General features: G+C 69.1%; 15 protein-coding genes. 2 read left to right on the top strand and 13 right to left on the bottom strand.

The annotated features are described in order from the left end of the window. Window positions 1-178 precede the first annotated feature (178 nt). Together hisS and ACWCRB_RS43940 are read right to left on the bottom strand one after the other, a co-directional pair. The gene (gene hisS, locus ACWCRB_RS43945) at window positions 179-1,441 is read right to left on the bottom strand and encodes a histidine--tRNA ligase (protein WP_451001426.1); all 1,263 of its coding nucleotides are present in this window, start codon (window positions 1,439-1,441) and stop codon (window positions 179-181) included. An 11-nt stretch (window positions 1,442-1,452) separates the two neighbouring features. Continuing rightward, the gene (locus tag ACWCRB_RS43940; protein WP_451001425.1) at window positions 1,453-2,175 is read right to left on the bottom strand and encodes an MBL fold metallo-hydrolase; all 723 of its coding nucleotides are present in this window, start codon (window positions 2,173-2,175) and stop codon (window positions 1,453-1,455) included. Window positions 2,176-2,353: 178 nt separating this feature from the next. Here ACWCRB_RS43940 and ACWCRB_RS43935 point away from each other — a divergent pair, with 178 nt between their 5' ends. Beyond that, window positions 2,354-3,172 (top strand): peptidylprolyl isomerase, encoded by an 819-nt coding sequence (locus tag ACWCRB_RS43935; protein WP_369037676.1) that lies wholly within the window; start codon window positions 2,354-2,356, stop codon window positions 3,170-3,172. Window positions 3,173-3,306: 134 nt separating this feature from the next. After that, complete coding sequence (locus ACWCRB_RS43930) at window positions 3,307-4,536, top strand: DUF349 domain-containing protein (protein WP_369037675.1); 1,230 nt, start codon at window positions 3,307-3,309, stop codon at window positions 4,534-4,536. A 73-nt stretch (window positions 4,537-4,609) separates the two neighbouring features. On the opposite strand, the gene ACWCRB_RS43925 is transcribed toward ACWCRB_RS43930, so the two are convergent. From ACWCRB_RS43925 to pdxS, 11 genes are all read right to left on the bottom strand, one after another. Further along, window positions 4,610-7,141 (bottom strand): RelA/SpoT family protein, encoded by a 2,532-nt coding sequence (locus ACWCRB_RS43925; RefSeq protein ID WP_451001424.1) that lies wholly within the window; start codon window positions 7,139-7,141, stop codon window positions 4,610-4,612. 477 nt (window positions 7,142-7,618) lie between these two features. Continuing rightward, entirely contained in the window at window positions 7,619-8,158 is a 540-nt protein-coding gene (locus tag ACWCRB_RS43920) for an adenine phosphoribosyltransferase (RefSeq protein ID WP_369037673.1), read from the bottom strand. After that, entirely contained in the window at window positions 8,155-9,264 is a 1,110-nt protein-coding gene (gene secF, locus ACWCRB_RS43915) for a protein translocase subunit SecF (RefSeq protein WP_451001423.1), read from the bottom strand. The genes ACWCRB_RS43920 and secF overlap by 4 nt, the downstream gene beginning before the upstream one ends. A gap of 1 nt (window position 9,265) precedes the next feature. After that, window positions 9,266-11,032 (bottom strand): protein translocase subunit SecD, encoded by a 1,767-nt coding sequence (gene secD / locus ACWCRB_RS43910; protein ID WP_451001422.1) that lies wholly within the window; start codon window positions 11,030-11,032, stop codon window positions 9,266-9,268. A gap of 149 nt (window positions 11,033-11,181) precedes the next feature. After that, window positions 11,182-11,685, bottom strand: a complete 504-nt coding sequence (gene yajC, locus ACWCRB_RS43905; protein ID WP_369037670.1) for a preprotein translocase subunit YajC — start codon at window positions 11,683-11,685, stop codon at window positions 11,182-11,184. 175 nt (window positions 11,686-11,860) lie between these two features. Continuing rightward, window positions 11,861-12,934: a Holliday junction branch migration DNA helicase RuvB gene (ruvB, locus tag ACWCRB_RS43900; RefSeq protein ID WP_451001421.1), complete on the bottom strand. Its 1,074-nt coding sequence runs from the start codon at window positions 12,932-12,934 to the stop codon at window positions 11,861-11,863. 66 nt (window positions 12,935-13,000) lie between these two features. Then, window positions 13,001-13,606 carry a Holliday junction branch migration protein RuvA gene (gene ruvA, locus ACWCRB_RS43895; protein ID WP_451001420.1) on the bottom strand — a complete coding sequence of 202 codons (606 nt, stop codon included), beginning with the start codon at window positions 13,604-13,606 and terminating at the stop codon, window positions 13,001-13,003. Then, window positions 13,603-14,151, bottom strand: coding sequence for a crossover junction endodeoxyribonuclease RuvC (gene ruvC, locus ACWCRB_RS43890; RefSeq protein WP_451001419.1), 549 nt, complete (start codon window positions 14,149-14,151; stop codon window positions 13,603-13,605). The genes ruvA and ruvC overlap by 4 nt, the downstream gene beginning before the upstream one ends. A 122-nt stretch (window positions 14,152-14,273) precedes the next feature. After that, window positions 14,274-15,026 carry a YebC/PmpR family DNA-binding transcriptional regulator gene (locus tag ACWCRB_RS43885; protein ID WP_369037666.1) on the bottom strand — a complete coding sequence of 251 codons (753 nt, stop codon included), beginning with the start codon at window positions 15,024-15,026 and terminating at the stop codon, window positions 14,274-14,276. 48 nt (window positions 15,027-15,074) lie between these two features. Then, entirely contained in the window at window positions 15,075-15,707 is a 633-nt protein-coding gene (pdxT, locus tag ACWCRB_RS43880; protein ID WP_369037665.1) for a pyridoxal 5'-phosphate synthase glutaminase subunit PdxT, read from the bottom strand. A 23-nt stretch (window positions 15,708-15,730) separates the two neighbouring features. After that, window positions 15,731-16,579: a pyridoxal 5'-phosphate synthase lyase subunit PdxS gene (gene pdxS / locus ACWCRB_RS43875; RefSeq protein ID WP_451001427.1), complete on the bottom strand. Its 849-nt coding sequence runs from the start codon at window positions 16,577-16,579 to the stop codon at window positions 15,731-15,733. Window positions 16,580-16,865 lie beyond the last annotated feature (286 nt).

The following is a 16,865-nucleotide window of genomic DNA, read 5'->3' as shown; positions in this document are numbered from 1 at the left end:
ACGGCCCTGAACGGGCCTTGTCCTCAAACGCCGGACGGGCTAAAAGATCAAGCACCGGCCGGCACCCCCAGCCCGTCCGGCGTTTGAGGACGAGCGCGTTCAGCGCGAAAGGGGGTTCGGGGGCAGCGCCCCCGAGGATGGGACGGGTAGGGGCGGCGGGGGCGAGGAAAACCCGCCCTCAGCCCAGCCTCGACTCCAGTTCCGCCACGATCTCGTTCACGCCGATCGCCGTCTGTTCCCCGGACTCCATGTCCTTCAGCTGAACCACGCCCTCGGCGAGATCCCGCTCACCGGCGACGATCGTGTAACGCGCCCCACTCCGGTTCGCGTTCTTCATCGCCCCCTTCAAGCCCTTCGCCCCGTAGGAGAAGTCCGCCGCGACCCCCACCTTGCGCAGCTCCGTGACCTTCCCGAACAGCACCCGCCGAGCCTCCTCCCCCAATGGCACCGCGAACACACTCGTCGCGGACGGGAGTTCCAGCTCCACACCCTCCGCCTCAAGCGCCAACACCGTCCTGTCGACGCCCAGCGCCCAGCCCACCGACGGCAGCGCCGGGCCGCCGATCATCTCGGACAGACCGTCGTAGCGCCCGCCACCGCCCACCGCGGACTGCGAGCCAAGCCCGTCGTGGACGAACTCGAAGGTCGTACGGGTGTAGTAGTCCAGGCCGCGCACCAGCTTCGGGTCGTCCTCGAACGAGACCCCCGCAGCCGTGATCAGCTCGCGGACCTCCTCGTGGTACGCCTTGCACGCGTCGCAGAGGTAGTCCCGCAGCAACGGCGCCCCCACCAGCTGCTTCTGGACGTCGTCCCGCTTGTCGTCCAGCACCCGCAGCGGGTTGATGTCGGCCCGCCGCAGCGTCTCCTCGTCCAGGTCGAGACCCCGGAGGAAGTCCTGCAGCGCCGCCCGATACACCGGGCGGCACTCCTTGTCGCCCAACGAGTTCAACAGAATCCGGAAGTTCCTCAACCCCAGCGACCGGTACGACTGGTCCGCCAGGATGATCAGCTCGGCGTCCAGCGCCGGATCCTCCGCGCCGATCGCCTCCGCGCCGACCTGCGAGAAGTGACGGTAACGGCCCTTCTGGGGGCGCTCGTAGCGGTAGTACGAGCCGGAGTACCAGAGCTTGACCGGGAGGTTGCCCAGCTTGTGGAGATTGGCCTCAAGGGCCGCGCGCAGGACCGACGCCGTGCCCTCGGGACGCAGGGCGAGCCTGTCGCCGCCCTTGGTCTCGAAGGCGTACATCTCCTTCGTCACGATGTCCGTCGACTCGCCCACACCCCGGGCGAACAACTCCACGTTCTCGAAGCCCGGCGTCTCGATGTAGCCGTAGCCGGAGTTGCGCAGGGGCGCCGCGATGGCTTCCCGTACCGCCAGGTACTTCGCGCTGTCCGGCGGGATCAGGTCGTAGGTGCCCTTGGGGGCCTTGAAGGTGCTCACGGAAGGTCTCGTCACATTCCTCGTCGGTGAGGGGCGTTCGGGCCCTCGCCGCGATCTTGAAGGCCGGCCGCCACCTGCCGCAGATACGGGTTGGTGGCGCGCTCCTGGCCGATGGTCGTCTGGGCGCCGTGGCCGGACAGCACCACGGTCGAGTCGTCGAGCGGCAGGCACACACGGGCCAGCGAGTCGAGCATCTCGGCCATGTCACCGCCGGGCAGGTCGGTGCGTCCGATGGAGCCGGCGAAGAGCAGGTCGCCCGAGAAGAACACGGACGGGATGTCCGTGGTCTGAGGCATCCTGAACGTCACCGACCCCTTGGTATGGCCCGGTGCGTGCGCCACGCTCAGCTCAAGGCCCGCCAGTTCCAGCCGCGCGCCGTCCGTCAGCTCCTTGACGTCGTCCGGTTCCCCGATGGTCAGCTCGCCCAGCAGCGGCATCCCGATGGAGCGGCCCAGCGCCTTCTCCGGGTCCGCCATCATGTAGCGGTCCTCGGGGTGGATCCACGCCGGTACGTCGTGTGCTCCGCACACCGGGACGACCGAGGCGACATGGTCCAGGTGGCCATGGGTGAGGACGACCGCGACGGGCTTGAGCCGATGCTTCTTGAGCGTCTCCTCGACTCCCTGGGCGGCCTGATGGCCCGGGTCGATGATCACGCACTCCTCACCGGCGGCGGGGGCGACGAGATAACAGTTCGTCCCCCAGGCGCCGGCCGGGAACCCGGCAATGAGCACGATCGTCCTTCGATATGTGGCGTACGTGGTCGTACGGGGTGGGTGGCAGTGCCCCAGAGCCTACCGGCGCTGCCGTTTCCTCAGCGAACCCATATACGGTACGGGGCACACGCAGGCGATCGGCACACAAGACGCACGCGTCCCAGTTGACGTACGAGACGCATGAGGAGAAAACCCGGTGGTCACCCAGGAACAGCGGCGACGTCAGCTCGCCCGGGAGAAGTTCTTGCGGCAGCAGCAGCGGCGTACGGCCGCGCGACGCAAGGCGAACGTGCGCAACTCGGTGATCGCGTCGGTCCTCGGCGTGATCGTCGTGGGGAGCGTGTTGTCGTATGCGACCGGGGTCTTCAAGAACGACGACAGCAAGTCGAACGCGAGCGCGGAGGTCACCCCGAGCGCCACGCCCAGCAAGGCCGCGGACCCCTGTGAGAAGGCTGCCGAGGGGGCGGTGAAGTCGCTGAGCTGGAAGAAGGAGCCGGCGATGACCATCGACAAGTCGGCGAAGTACGAAATGACGCTCGCGACGACCTGTGGCGACATCGGCATCGCCCTGAAGACGTCCGCGGCCCCGCACACGGTCAACTCGTTCAACTTCCTGGCGAGCAAGGGCTACTTCGACCACACCAAGTGCCACCGGCTCACCACGAACGGCATCTACGTGCTGCAGTGCGGTGACCCGAAGGGCACCGGTATGGGTGGCCCCGGCTACACCATTCCGGACGAGAACCTGAAGGACAAAACCCTCAAGAACAACATCTACCCGGCGGGCACGATCGCCATGGCCAACACCGGCCAGGCGCACACCGGCGGCAGCCAGTTCTTCCTGGTCTACCAGGACAGTCAGCTCCCGCCCAGCTACACACCGTTCGGGACGGTCTCCGCGTCGGGGATGAAGGTCCTGAAGAAGATCGCCGCCGCCGGTGAGGCCACCGGTCAGGGCGACGGCGCACCGAATGCGACCGTTGTGATCAACAAGGCGACCGTAACGAAATCCTGACCGCCAACTGCGAAACTTCGGTCGCGCGGGATGCGGACAGCATCCCTGCCGGTCGCCTATGTTGGCCGTGACGAAACTGTGGACGATGCCCGGGGGTGCAGAGCCCTCCGCAGGCATCATGTGGAGGAGGCGCTGTGAGCAGCGACCCGTGGGGCCGCGTCGACGAGACGGGGACCGTGTACGTGCGTACGGCCGACGGCGAGCAGGTCGTCGGTTCCTGGCAGGCCGGCTCCCCCGAGGAGGCGTTGGCCTACTTCGAGCGCAAGTACGAGGGCCTGGTTGTCGAGATCGGCCTCCTCGAAAAGCGAGTCAAGACCACCGACCTGTCCGCGAAGGACGCCCAGGTGGCCATCGACCACATCCGCGAGCAGGTGGACGCCCACCACGCGGTCGGCGATCTGGCCGCGCTGAAGGTCCGGCTGGACAAGCTCGTCGAGACCGTCGAGACCCGGCGCGAGGAGCGCAAGCAGCAGCGCGCCAAGCAGTCCGACGAGGCACGGCACGCCAAGGAGGCGCTGGTCGTCGAGGCGGAGGAGCTGGCGCAGTCCGACCAGTGGCGGTCGGCCGGTGAGCGGCTGCGCGCGCTGGTGGACACCTGGAAGGGGCTGCCGCGGCTCGACCGGAAGTCGGACGACGAGCTGTGGCACCGCTTCTCGCACGCCCGCTCGGCGTTCTCCAAGCGCCGCAAGGCGCACTTCGCGTCCCTGGACGCGCAGCGCGAGGACGCCCGCAAGGCCAAGGAGAAGCTGGTCGCGGAGGCCGAGGCGCTGTCCGCGTCGACCGACTGGGGTCCGACAGCGGCGCGCTACCGCGAGCTGATGACGGACTGGAAGGCCGCGGGCCGCGCCCAGCGCGAGCACGAGGACGACCTGTGGAACCGCTTCCGTGGCGCCCAGGACGTGTTCTTCGCGGCGCGCAGCTCGGTCTTCGCCGAGCGGGACGCGGAACAGACCGAGAACCTCAAGCTCAAGGAGGGGCTGGCCGAGGAGGCCGAGAAGCTCCTGCCGATCACGGACCTCAAGGCGGCGCGAGCCGCCTTCCGTTCGATCAACGAACGCTGGGAGGCCATCGGCCACGTGCCGCGTGACGCCCGTCCGAAGGTCGAGGGCCGGATGCACACGGTCGAGCGGGCTCTGCAGGAGTCCGAGGAGACCGAGTGGCGCCGGACGAACCCGGAGGCACGCGCGCGTGCCGAGGGTCTGACCGGTCAACTCCAGGCGGCCGTGGACAAGCTCACCGGCCAGATCGAGACGGCCCGCGCCCAGGGCAACAACGCCAGGGCCGACAAGCTCCAGAAGGAGCTCGAGGGCCGTCAGGCGCTGCTGGACCAGGCACTCAAGGGCCTGCAGGAGTTCGGCGGCTAGTTTTCACGCTGCTACGTAGAGGGGCTCCCGTACATCTCGTACGGGAGCCCCTCTGCGTGCGTACCGCTCGTGGTTACGGCCTGCGGGCCGAGGTCACCCGGTACACGTCGTACACGCCCTCGACGCCCCTGACGGCCTTCAGGACGTGTCCCAGGTGCTTGGGGTCGCCCATCTCGAAGGTGAAGCGGGAGGTGGCCACCCGGTCCCTCGACGTCTGGACCGCCGCCGACAGGATGTTGACGTGCTGGTCGGACAGGACGCGGGTGACGTCCGAGAGGAGACGGGAGCGGTCCAGGGCCTCGACCTGGATGGCGACCAGGAAGACCGAGGACTGGGTCGGGGCCCACTCGACCTCGAGGATGCGCTCGGGCTCCCGGGACAGTGACTCGATGTTCACGCAGTCGTTCCGGTGAACCGATACTCCGCTACCGCGCGTGACGAATCCGATGATCGGATCGCCGGGTACCGGCGTGCAGCAGCGGGCGAGCTTCACCCAGACGTCGTCGACGCCCTTGACCACGACACCCGGGTCGTTGTTGCTGCGCCGCTTGCGCCCCCGGCCGCGGGGCGACGGAACGGCCTCGTCCATCTCCTCGGTGGCAGCCTCCTCGCCGCCGAGCGCCTGCACGAGCTTCTGTACGACGTTCTGCGCGGCCACATGGCCCTCGCCGATCGCCGCGTACAGGGACGAGATGTCCGGGTAGCGCATCTCGTGCGCGAGGGTGACGAGGGAGTCGCCGGTGAGGATGCGCTGGATCGGCAGGTTCTGCTTGCGCATCGCGCGGGCGATGGCGTCCTTGCCCTGTTCGATCGCCTCGTCGCGCCGCTCCTTCGAGAACCAGGCGCGGATCTTGTTGCGGGCGCGCGGCGACTTGACGAAGCCGAGCCAGTCGCGGGACGGCCCGGCGCCGGGCGCCTTGGAGGTGAAGACCTCCACCAGGTCGCCGTTGTCCAGGGTGGACTCGAGCGGTACGAGACGGCCGTTGACCCGTGCCCCTATGGTCCGGTGGCCGACCTCGGTGTGCACCGCGTACGAGAAGTCGACCGGTGTCGCCCCTGCCGGCAGCGCTATCACGTCGCCCTTGGGCGTGAAGACGAAGACCTCGTTGCGCGACAGGTCGAAGCGCAGGGACTCCAGGAACTCCCCGGGGTCCTCGGTCTCCTTCTGCCAGTCCAGGAGCTGACGCAGCCACGCCATGTCGTTGAGGTGGTCGTCCTTGCCGGTGGTCCTCGGCTGGTCCGAGCGGACCTTGGAGGCACCGGCGACGGCCTCCTGCTTGTACTTCCAGTGCGCGGCGATGCCGTACTCGGCACGGCGGTGCATGTCGAACGTACGGATCTGGAGTTCGACCGGCTTGCCGTTGGGTCCGATGACCGTCGTGTGCAGCGACTGGTACATGTTGAACTTCGGCATCGCGATGTAGTCCTTGAACCGGCCGGGGACCGGGTTCCAGCGCGCGTGCACGGTACCGAGGGCGGCGTAACAGTCGCGGACCGTGTCGACAAGTACACGAATACCCACGAGGTCGTAGATCTCCGCGAAGTCGCGGCCTCGTACGATCATCTTCTGGTAGACGCTGTAGTAGTGCTTCGGGCGGCCGGTGACGGTGGCCTTGATGCGGGCCGCGCGCAGATCGCTCTGCACCTCGTCGGTCACTATGGCCAGGTACTCGTCACGCTTCGGTGCCCTCTCGGCCACCAGCCGTACGATCTCGTCGTACATCTTGGGGTAGAGGATCGCGAAGGCGAGGTCCTCCAGTTCCCACTTGATGGTGTTCATGCCCAGGCGATGGGCGAGCGGCGCGTAGATCTCCAGCGTCTCGCGCGCCTTCTTCTCCTGCTTCTCGCGCTTGAGGTAGCGCATGGTGCGCATGTTGTGCAGCCGGTCGGCGAGCTTGATGACCAGGACGCGCGGGTCCTTGGCCATCGCTACGACCATCTTGCGCACGGTCTCGGCCTGGGCGGCCTCGCCGAACTTGACCTTGTCCAGCTTGGTGACACCGTCGACGAGGAGCGCTACGGAGTCGCCGAAGTCGCGGCGCAGCTGGTCCAGGCCGTACTCGGTGTCCTCGACCGTGTCGTGCAGCAGGCCCGCCATCAGGGTCGCCGGGTCCATGCCAAGCTCGGCGAGGATCGTGGTGACGGCCAGCGGGTGGGTGATGTACGGGTCGCCGCTCTTGCGCTTCTGGCCGCGGTGCCAGCGCTCGGCGACCTGGTAGGCCTTCTCGATCTGCCGGAGGGTCGCCGTCTCGATCTTCGGGTCGTTGCCGCGCACCGCCCGCAGCAGCGGCTCGAGAACCGGGTTGTACGGGTTGGAGCGCTGCACGCCGAGCCGGGCCAGCCGGGCGCGTACGCGGTTGGGGGAGGCGGAGCGGGCGGGCTGGCCGGAGGCAGGGCGGACGGCGGGCGCGGGGGCCGGGGTGGGAGCGGGCTCGGGCGTGGCCGGCTTGGGGCGCGGAGGCTCGGCCGCCCGGTCGACGGGTGCGGACTGGGCGTGCTCGACCTGCCCGTGCGCGTCGTTGTTCGCGGTCCGCGCGGGCGTGGCCGCGGGCTCCGAGACGGGCTCGGGCTTGGCGGCGGTCAGGGGCTGGGCCTCGTCTGCCAAGAGGACTCCTCGTGCGCGATCCGGGTCCCCCGGTCAGGCTCCGGAGTGCCCATGGTAGCGATCCCGGGCTCCGGCATCGCCTCCAGGCCGCTGAGACGGCCTTCTACTGAAGAAACGCGAGAGGCGGGCACCGGATTCCTCCGGTGCCCGCCAGGGGCGCTCCGTGTGCCCGCGGGCCCCTTCGGACAGGCCCGGCGGCATCAGGGCCCAGTGGAGCCTCGTGACGCCGCCACCGCGTCCCGGCCGCGAGACGGCTCCTTCGTGGCCGGCGGCCGGGAACGGACCGGCTGGTGCCGCCGCCCCGGCCCCGCAGGACACCTCGCCGGGCCCAATGACATCAAGCCCCTGGTAGAGCTGCCCCGCCGCTGCGACATCCCGCTCGCGGAGACGGCTCCTCCGGGCCTGACGGCGGCGGGGCCGGGACCGGCGGCCACTGCCTCCGGTCCCGGCCCCGCAATCCTGCCTGTGGGCGCTGCCTCAGACGACGATCAGCGCTTCCAGCAGCGCTCCCGACAGCGCGGGTTCGAGCCGCTGCCGGCCGCCGAGGAACCCCAGCTCCATGAGGATCGCCAGGCCGGCGACCTCCGCGCCGGCCCGTCGGATCAGCTGGAGCGAGGCCTCGGCGGTGCCGCCCGTGGCCAGTACGTCGTCGATGACCAGGACACGGTCGCCCGCGCTCAGGTCCTCGGCGTGCACCTCGATCTCGGCGGAGCCGTACTCCAGGTCGTACGCCTGGCTGAGCGTGGCTCCGGGGAGCTTGCCCGCCTTGCGTACGGGGATGAAGCCCAGGCCCGCCCTGACCGCGACCGGGGCGCCCAGGATGAAGCCGCGGGCCTCCAGGCCGACGATCTTCGTGGCACCGCTGCGCACGGCGATGTCCGCCAGGGCGTCGGTGAGCGCCGCGAAGGCCGCGGGGTCCGCCAGGAGCGGGGTGATGTCCTTGAACATCACGCCCGGCTCCGGGTAGTCCGCCACATCGCGGATACGGCTGAGCAGCAGTTCCTTGACCGCGGTCATCGGCGCTTGCCCGAGGGCCGGCCGCGACCGCGGTTGCGGGACGCGGGCTGGTTGCGCGGACCGACGACCGCAGGAGCGGCGTCGTCGTCCTCGTCGTCGTACGGCTGCTCGTCGCTGACCTGGGCCGCCACCGGGGTCTCGCCCTGGGCGCGCTTGGCGAGGACGCGCTTCTTGAGGGCCTTCATCTGCGGCTCGCGCTCCTTGAGGTCGGCGACGAGCGGCGTGGCGATGAAGATCGACGAGTACGCACCGGCCGCGAGGCCGACGAACAGCGACAGCGAGATGTCGTTGAGCATGCCCGCGCCGAGGACACCGCCACCGATGAACAGCAGGCCGGCGACCGGGAGGAGCGCGACCACCGTGGTGTTGATGGAACGCACCAGGGTGCCGTTGATCGACCGGTCGGCGATCTCGCTGTACGTCCAGCGGGTCTGCTTGGTGATGTCCTTCGTCTGCTCCTTGAGGCTGTCGAAGACGACGACCGTGTCGTAGAGCGAGTAACCGAGGATCGTGAGCAGACCGATCACCGTGCCCGGCGTGACCTCGAAGCCGACGAGGGCGTAGATGCCGACGGTGATGGTGATGTCGTGGATCAGCGCCACGAGTGCCGCCGCGGCCATGCGCCACTCGAAGGCGATCGCCAGATAGATCACGACGAGGACCATGAAGATCGCCAGGCCCTGCCAGGCCTTGTTGGCGACCTGGTCACCCCAGCTGGGTCCCACCAGGTCGGCGTTGATCTTCTCGGAGTCGACCTTCAGGTCCTTGGCGAGCGCCTGCTTGATCTCGTCCGATTTCGCGGTGTCGATGCCGGAGATCTGGATACGCAGACCGCCGTTGCCGAGCTTCTGGACGATCGCGTCGTGGCCGGAGGCCTCTTCCGCGAACGTCTCGGCGGAACTGACCGACGTGCTGGTCTTCTCGGTGGTGAAGACGGCGCCGCCCTCGAACTCGATGCCCATGTTCAGGCCGCGCACCGACAGGCCGAGGATGGCCGTGATGGTGATCAGGATCGAGATGCCGTACCAGATGAAACGCTTGCCGACGAAGTCGTAGCCGATCTCGCCGCGGTGGAGCCGGGCGCCGAGGGTGCCGAGTTTCGACATCTCACGCCTCCTTCATGTCGACGGACGCGGACGGACGACGGGTGCGACGGAGCGGCGGTTTGGCGCCCAGGCGCTGCGGGTCGAGGCCGGACCAGCGGTGACCCTCCGCGAAGAACTTCTTGCGGGCGAGGATCGTCATCAGCGGCTTGGTGAAGAAGAACACGACGACGACGTCGAGCAGGGTGGTCAGACCGAGCGTGAACGCGAAGCCCTGGACCTTGCCGACGGTGACGATGAAGAGCACCGCGGCGGCGAGGAAGGACACGAAGTCGGAGACGAGGATCGTGCGCCGGGCACGCGGCCAGGCACGCTCGACGGCGGGCCTGAGTGAACGGCCCTCGCGGATCTCGTCCCGGATCCGTTCGAAGAACACGATGAACGAGTCCGCTGTGATACCGATCGCCACGATCGCACCGCAGACGGCCGGCAGGTTCAGCGCGAAGCCGATGGCCGGACCGAGCAGCGCCATGATCACGTACGTGAGGACCGCGGAGATCAGGAGGGAGGCGATGGCGACGATCGACAGACCCCGGTAGTAGACCACCAGGTAGATGATGACCAGGGCCAGGCCGATGGCGCCCGCGATCAGACCGGCGTGCAGCTGCTCGCCGCCGAGCGCGGCGGTGACCGTGGTGACGCTCGACTCCTGGAACGTGAGCGGGAGCGCGCCGTACGACAGCATGTTCGCCAGGTCCTGGGCCTCGGTCTGGTCGAAGCTGCCGGAGATCTGCGCGGAGCCACCCGTGATCGACGTGCTCACGTACGGATTGGAGACGACCTCGCCGTCCAGGACGATGCCGAACTCGTTCTGCGGGGCCTGGTTCTGGGAGAGGCGGCCGGTGACGTCCGCGAACTGCTTGCTCCCCTTGGACGTGAAGTCCATGGTGACCTGCCAGCCCGAGGCACCCTGCGTGTCGAAGACGGCCTGGGCCTTCTCGACCTCGGTGCCGGACACCTCGGCCGGGCCGAGGACGAACTTCTGCCACTGGCCCTGCGAGTCCTGGCCACAGGCCACCGTGGGCTCGGAGGGCTTGATGCCGTCACCGGTGACGGCACGGACCTTCGCCTTGGTGCAGTCGAGCGCGGCGTACTTCGCCTGGAGCGCCGCGGTCGCCGCGTCGGCGGTGGCGCTCGCCGACGGCGACGCGCTGGCGGCCGGCGTCGACGAGGTGCTCGGCGTCGGGGTCGCGTCGGCCTTCAGGGCGTCGGTGACCGGGCGGCCCTGGGAGGTCGCACTGGCCGACGCACTGGGCGAGGCGGACGACGAAGAGGTCGCCTTGTCGCCCGTCTGAGAGGCCGACGGCGAGGGGCTGCCGGACGTGCTCGTGCTCGGCGTGGGGGTGGCCGTCGCGGTGCCGCCCTGGACCTCCAGGGCCAGAACCGGACGGAAGTAGAGCTTGGCGGTGGTGCCGACCTGCTCCCGGGCCTGCTCGGAGTTCGTGCCCTTGGGGATGTTGACAATGATGTTGTCGGATCCCTGGGTCTGAACCTCGGCCTCGGAGACGCCAAGACCGTTGACACGGCGGTTCATGATGTCGACCGCGGTGTCCATGTTGGTCTTGTTGATCGCGTTCGGCTGGCCCGGCTCGTTCTTCGCCGTGAGCGTGATGCTCGTACCACCGGCCAGGTCGATGCCGAGACGCGGAGTCGTGTGCCCGGAGGCGAACATCCCCCCGGTGAGCGCCACGATGGCGATCAGGATGAGGGCCAGCGAGCGTCCTGGCTTGCTCTGGGAGCTTGCGCTCCGGCCCTTCTTAGGTGCTGCCACCTTCTCGTACTCCCTCTCGGGCCACCTCGCGCCGGGTCAGCGCGGCCGGTGGCCATGACATGGTGTCGGGACTCCCTGCGAGAACCCGCCGTGCCGGGGGTACGAGACGCGAACGGATCGCGCCGCGCTCCTCCCCCGGAACGCGGCGGCTACTTCGCGTCGGTCTCGCCGTCGGTCTTCTTCGGCTCTTCTTCCGCCTTCGCCGCGGCGGCCTCGGTGTCGTCGGCCGGCTCGTCGGCCGCATCCTTCTTGCCGAGGTCGATGGGCTTGTCGTCGGAAGCGGCGGAAGCGTCGTCGGAGGGCTCGTCGGTCTCGGTGAGGGAGGAGGCGTCGTCCGGGACGACGGATTCGTCGGTCTTCAGGTCGTGCTCGATGCCGTGGACGATGCGGTTGTACTCGTCGTCGCCGAGGACGGCGCCGATGGCGTTCTTCGCGAAGAGAAGCTCCACACCCGGGCCCGCGTCGAGGAGAACCGTCTCCTCGTTGACTTCCTTGACCGTCGCGTACATGCCCCCGATCGTGCGGACACCGGTACCGGGCTGCATGTCGTTACGCATCTGCGCGGCGGCCTGCTGCTTGCGCTTGGCCGAGCGGGTCATCAGGAACATGGCCCCGATGAGCACGATGAACGGGAGGAGGGTCACGATATTCACGGGACGGAATTTCCTTCGCACTACCGCGTCGGTGAGCGGCCTGGTGGATGGGGGTGTGGTCGGCGCCACCTACAAAGCTACAAAGGCGGCATCGGCGGAGTCTAAGCGAGTCCGCACGCCAGGAACAACGCTCAGCATCGCACCACGGTTCCTGAGCCTGCGAGCAGCCGCGCCCTCACGCCCCGAACAGGTCCTGTTGTCCGGTTCCCCCCATTGTGGAACGGGGCGGCGTGAGGCCGAGATGCGCCCACGCGGCGGGCGTCGCGACGCGTCCGCGCGGGGTACGGGCCAGCAAGCCCTCCCGTACGAGGAAGGGCTCGGCGACCTCCTCGACGGTCTCGCGCTCCTCCCCCACCGCGACGGCCAGCGTGGAGAGCCCGACCGGGCCGCCGCCGAACAGCTTCAGCAGCGCTTCGAGGACACCGCGGTCCAGACGGTCGAGGCCCCGGGCGTCGACCTCGTAGACCTTCAGGGCCGCCTGCGCGATGTCGCGGGTGATGACACCGTCGGCCTTCACCTGCGCGTAGTCCCGGACCCGGCGCAGCAGACGGTTGGCGATACGAGGGGTGCCGCGCGAGCGGCCGGCGATCTCGGCGGCGCCCACGGCGTTGATCTCGACGTCGAGGAGGTTCGCGGAGCGGTGGATGACGCGCTCCAGCTCGGCGGGTTCGTAGAACTCCATGTGCGCGGTGAAGCCGAAGCGGTCGCGGAGCGGGGGCGGCAGCAGTCCCGCGCGCGTGGTGGCGCCGACCAGGGTGAACGGGGGCAGTTCGAGGGGGATGGCGGTGGCGCCGGGGCCCTTGCCGACGATCACGTCGACGCGGAAGTCCTCCATCGCCATGTAGAGCATCTCCTCGGCGGGCCGGGACATGCGGTGGATCTCGTCGAGGAAGAGGACCTCTCCCTCCTGGAGGGAGGAGAGGATCGCCGCTAGGTCACCGGCGTGCTGGATGGCGGGGCCGCTGGTGATGCGGATGGGGGCGCCCATCTCGGCCGCGATGATCATCGAGAGGGTGGTCTTGCCGAGGCCGGGGGCACCGGAGAGCAGCACATGGTCGGCGGTGGCACCACGCGCGCGTGCGGCGCGCAGAACGAGGTCGAGCTGCTCGCGGACCTTCTCCTGGCCGATGAACTCGTCCAGGTCCTTGGGACGCAGGGCGGCCTCGACGGCCTGGTCCTCACCGTCGGCGGACGCAGCGACGAGCCGCTCGGGGGCGGTGCTCTCGTCGGTCGTGTCGTCCCAGTTCATTCGTGATGCCTCGTCGTGGGTCGCGGTCGGTTGGTCGTACGCGGATGAGAGCGCGGCCGTGCCCGGTCAGCGGGCTCTGTTGAGGGTCTGCAGAGCCGCCTTCAGCAACTGGCCGACCTGGGGCGTGCCCTCGGCGGCCTCTGCCTGGGGCGCTACGGCGGCCACGGCTTCGTCGGCCTCGCGGGTGGCGTATCCCAGGCCGATCAGAGCGGCGTGCAGCTGGTCACGCCAGCCCTGGGTGACCGGGGCGCCGATCGCGGCGGCGCCGACGGGCGCGCCCAAGCGATCCTTGAACTCCAGCAACAGCTTCTGGGCACCCCTCTTGCCGATGCCCGGAACCGCGATGAGCGCCTTCTCGTCACCCGTGGCCACCGCCCGGCGCAGGGCATCCGGGGTGTGGACGGCCAGCATCGCCTGGGCCAGGCGGGGGCCTACGCCGCTGGCGGTCTGGAGCAGTTCGAAGACCTGGCGTTCGTCGTCGTCCACGAAGCCGTACAGGGTGAGGGAGTCCTCCCTCACGACGAGCGAGGTGGCCAGCTTGGCCGACTGTCCGAGCCGGAGCGTGGACAGGGTGTTCGGCGTGCACTGGACGGCCATGCCCACACCTCCCACCTCGACCACCGCGGCGTCCGGAGCGAGTGCGGCGACGGTGCCGCTGACGAAGGCGATCATGCGAGGCGGCCTTTCGGTGCGTGTGCTGCCTTGGCCGTGTGCAGGGCCACGGCCTGTTGGAGCCGTTTCTGGGCGGGTGCGCGCCAGATGTGGCAGATGGCGAGCGCGAGGGCGTCGGCGGCGTCGGCGGGCTTGGGGGGCGCGTCGAGCCGGAGCAGCCGGGTCACCATGGCGCCGACCTGGGCCTTGTCCGCGCGTCCACTGCCGGTGACGGCGGCCTTGACCTCGCTGGGGGTGTGCAGGGCGACGGGGATGCCACGCCGGGCGGCGCACAGCATCGCCACGGCGCTGGCCTGGGCCGTGCCCATCACCGTACGGACGTTGTGCTGGCTGAACACCCGCTCCACGGCGACGAATTCGGGCCGGTACTCGTCCAGCCACTGCTCGATGCCCTGCTCGATCGCGACGAGCCGGAGCCCCAACTCGGCGTCCGCGGGCGTCCGTACGACACCGACGCCGACCATCGTCAACGGGCGCCCGGCGACGCCCTCGACGACACCGACCCCACATCGGGTCAGTCCCGGGTCAACTCCGAGTACCCGCACGCGCCCTCCCTTCGATCGCCTGTTTGTGCAGGCTATCGGGTGCCACCGACAACGGCCGACACGGCGACGGGCCGACGGGGTGTGTCCCGTCGGCCCGTTGGTCCGCTCAGCTCGCGGCAGCGCTACGCGTCGACCTTCTCCATGACCTCGTCGCTGACGTCGAAGTTGGCGAAGACGTTCTGCACGTCGTCGCTGTCCTCCAGCGCGTCGATCAGCTTGAAGATCTTCCTGGCGCCCTCCTCGTCCAGCTCGACCTGCATGGTCGGGACGAAGTTGGCGTCGGCGGAGTCGTAGTCGATACCGCCCTCCTGGAGCGCGGTGCGCACCGCGACCAGGTCGGTCGCCTCGGAGATGACCTCGAAGGACTCACCGAGGTCGTTGACCTCCTCGGCACCGGCGTCCAGCACGGCACCCAGGACGTCGTCCTCGGTCAGCTCACCCTTGGGCACGACGATGACGCCCTTGCGGTTGAACAGGTACGAGACGGAGCCGGGGTCGGCCATGTTGCCGCCGTTGCGGGTCATGGCGACGCGGACGTCCGAGGCGGCGCGGTTGCGGTTGTCGGTGAGGCACTCGATGAGCACCGCGACACCGTTGGGGCCGTAACCCTCGTACATGATCGTCTCGTAGTCGGCGCCACCGGCTTCGAGGCCGGCGCCGCGCTTGACCGCGGAGTCGATGTTCTTGTTCGGGACCGAGCTCTTCTTGGCCTTCTGGATGGCGTCGAACAGCGTGGGGTTGCCGGCCGGGTCGGCGCCGCCCGTGCGGGCGGCGACCTCGATGTTCTTGATCATCTTCGCGAAGAGCTTGCCGCGCTTGGCGTCGATCACGGCCTTCTTGTGCTTCGTCGTAGCCCATTTAGAGTGGCCGGACATCTGCCTGTCTCCTTCGCGTAACCCATCTCTGTACGAACCCCAGAGATCCTACAAGGACTCCGCTGTACGGTCCGCGCCCACCGCACGTGCCATGTCGGCCCGCACGATGTCGACGAACAGGGAGTGCACGCGGTGGTCGCCGGTCAGTTCCGGGTGGAACGACGTGGCGAGCGCGTTGCCCTGACGTACGGCGACGATGTGACCGGCGTGCTCGGCGAGCACCTCGGCCTCGGCGCCCACGGACTCGACCCAGGGGGCACGGATGAAGACGCCCTCTACAGGATCGCCCTCGACGCCCTTCACGTCGACCGCCGCTTCGAAGGACTCGTTCTGACGTCCGAAGGCGTTGCGGCGCACGATCATGTCGATGCCGCCGACGGTCTCCTGGCCCGAGCGCGGGTCGAGGATCTTGTCGGCGAGCATGATCATGCCGGCGCAGGTGCCGTAGACGGGCATACCGGCCCGCACGCGCGCGCGTAGGGGCTCCATCACGCCGAAGAGGACGGCCAGCTTGGAGATGGTGGTGGACTCGCCGCCGGGGATGATCAGGCCGTCCACCTCGGCGAGTTCCTCGGGGCGCCGCACCGGCCTGGCCAGGGCGTCCGCCTCGGCCAGGGCGATGAGGTGCTCCTGTACGTCGCCCTGGAGGGCCAGGACGCCGATGACAGGAGTGTCGTGCATGGATGACCTGGGTGACATGGGTGCTACCAGCCCCGGTTCGCGTAGCGCTCGGCCTCGGGGAGGGTGTCGCAGTTGATGCCGACCATGGCCTCGCCGAGGTTGCGGGAGGCGTCCGCGATGATCTTCGGGTCGTCGTAGAAGGTGGTCGCCTTCACGATGGCGGCGGCGCGCTTGGCCGGGTCGCCGGACTTGAAGATGCCGGAGCCGACGAAGACGCCCTCGGCGCCGAGCTGGCGCATGAGCGCGGCGTCGGCGGGGGTGGCCACGCCACCGGCGGAGAACAGCACCACCGGGAGCTTGCCCAGTTCGGCGACCTCCTTGACGATCTCGTACGGCGCGCGCAGCTCCTTGGCGGCGGCGTACAGCTCGTTGTTGTCGTAGCCGCGGAGCTTGGCGATCTCGTTCTTGATCTGGCGCAGGTGGCGGACGGCCTCGACGACGTTGCCGGTGCCGGCCTCGCCCTTCGAGCGGATCATGGCCGCGCCCTCGGCTATGCGGCGCAGGGCCTCTCCGAGGTTGGTGGCGCCACAGACGAACGGGGTGGTGAAGGCCCACTTGTCGGAGTGGTTGACCTCGTCGGCCGGGGTCAGCACCTCGGACTCGTCGATGTAGTCGACGCCGAGGGACTGGAGGACCTGGGCCTCGACGAAGTGGCCGATGCGGGACTTCGCCATGACCGGGATGGACACGGCCTCGATGATGCCCTCGATCATGTCCGGGTCGGACATCCGGGCCACGCCGCCGTCCTTGCGGATGTCGGCGGGGACGCGCTCCAGGGCCATGACGGCGACGGCGCCGGCGTCCTCGGCGATCTTCGCCTGCTCGGCGTTGACCACGTCCATGATCACACCGCCCTTGAGCTGCTCGGCCATGCCGCGCTTCACGCGGGCGGTGCCGGTTTCGGGCGTCTGGACGGGGTTGGAGAGCGTGCTGGACACGGTTCGACCTCACTCGGTGGAAGAAGAGGGTTGCGGCAACACTGAGGAAACGGGAGGGGAGCAGTCCACTGCAAGGGCCAATGGGGACCCGGTGGATCGTTTTCGCCCCCGCCGCCCCTACCCGTCCCATCCTCGGGGGCTCTCCGAGACCATCGGGATCGGCAAGGGCAGCGTCCTCCTGGAGGACCTCTACAAAGCCGACCTGATCATCGTCGCCGGC

This window comes from Streptomyces sp. NPDC002156 (assembly GCF_053593675.1).
Note: the sequence above shows the minus strand (reverse complement) of the source record. Positions and strands in the feature narration are given on the sequence as shown.

Coding starts and splice junctions, on each gene's coding strand:
- ACWCRB_RS43920 (WP_369037673.1), bottom strand. CDS start 8,158: ATGACCGCGGTCAAGGAACTGCTGCTCAGCCGTATCCGCGATGTGGCG.
- secF (WP_451001423.1), bottom strand. CDS start 9,264: ATGTCGAAACTCGGCACCCTCGGCGCCCGGCTCCACCGCGGCGAGATC.
- ruvB (WP_451001421.1), bottom strand. CDS start 12,934: ATGAACTGGGACGACACGACCGACGAGAGCACCGCCCCCGAGCGGCTC.
- ruvA (WP_451001420.1), bottom strand. CDS start 13,606: ATGATCGCCTTCGTCAGCGGCACCGTCGCCGCACTCGCTCCGGACGCC.
- ACWCRB_RS43885 (WP_369037666.1), bottom strand. CDS start 15,026: ATGTCCGGCCACTCTAAATGGGCTACGACGAAGCACAAGAAGGCCGTG.
- pdxT (WP_369037665.1), bottom strand. CDS start 15,707: ATGCACGACACTCCTGTCATCGGCGTCCTGGCCCTCCAGGGCGACGTA.
- pdxS (WP_451001427.1), bottom strand. CDS start 16,579: ATGGCCGAGCAGCTCAAGGGCGGTGTGATCATGGACGTGGTCAACGCC.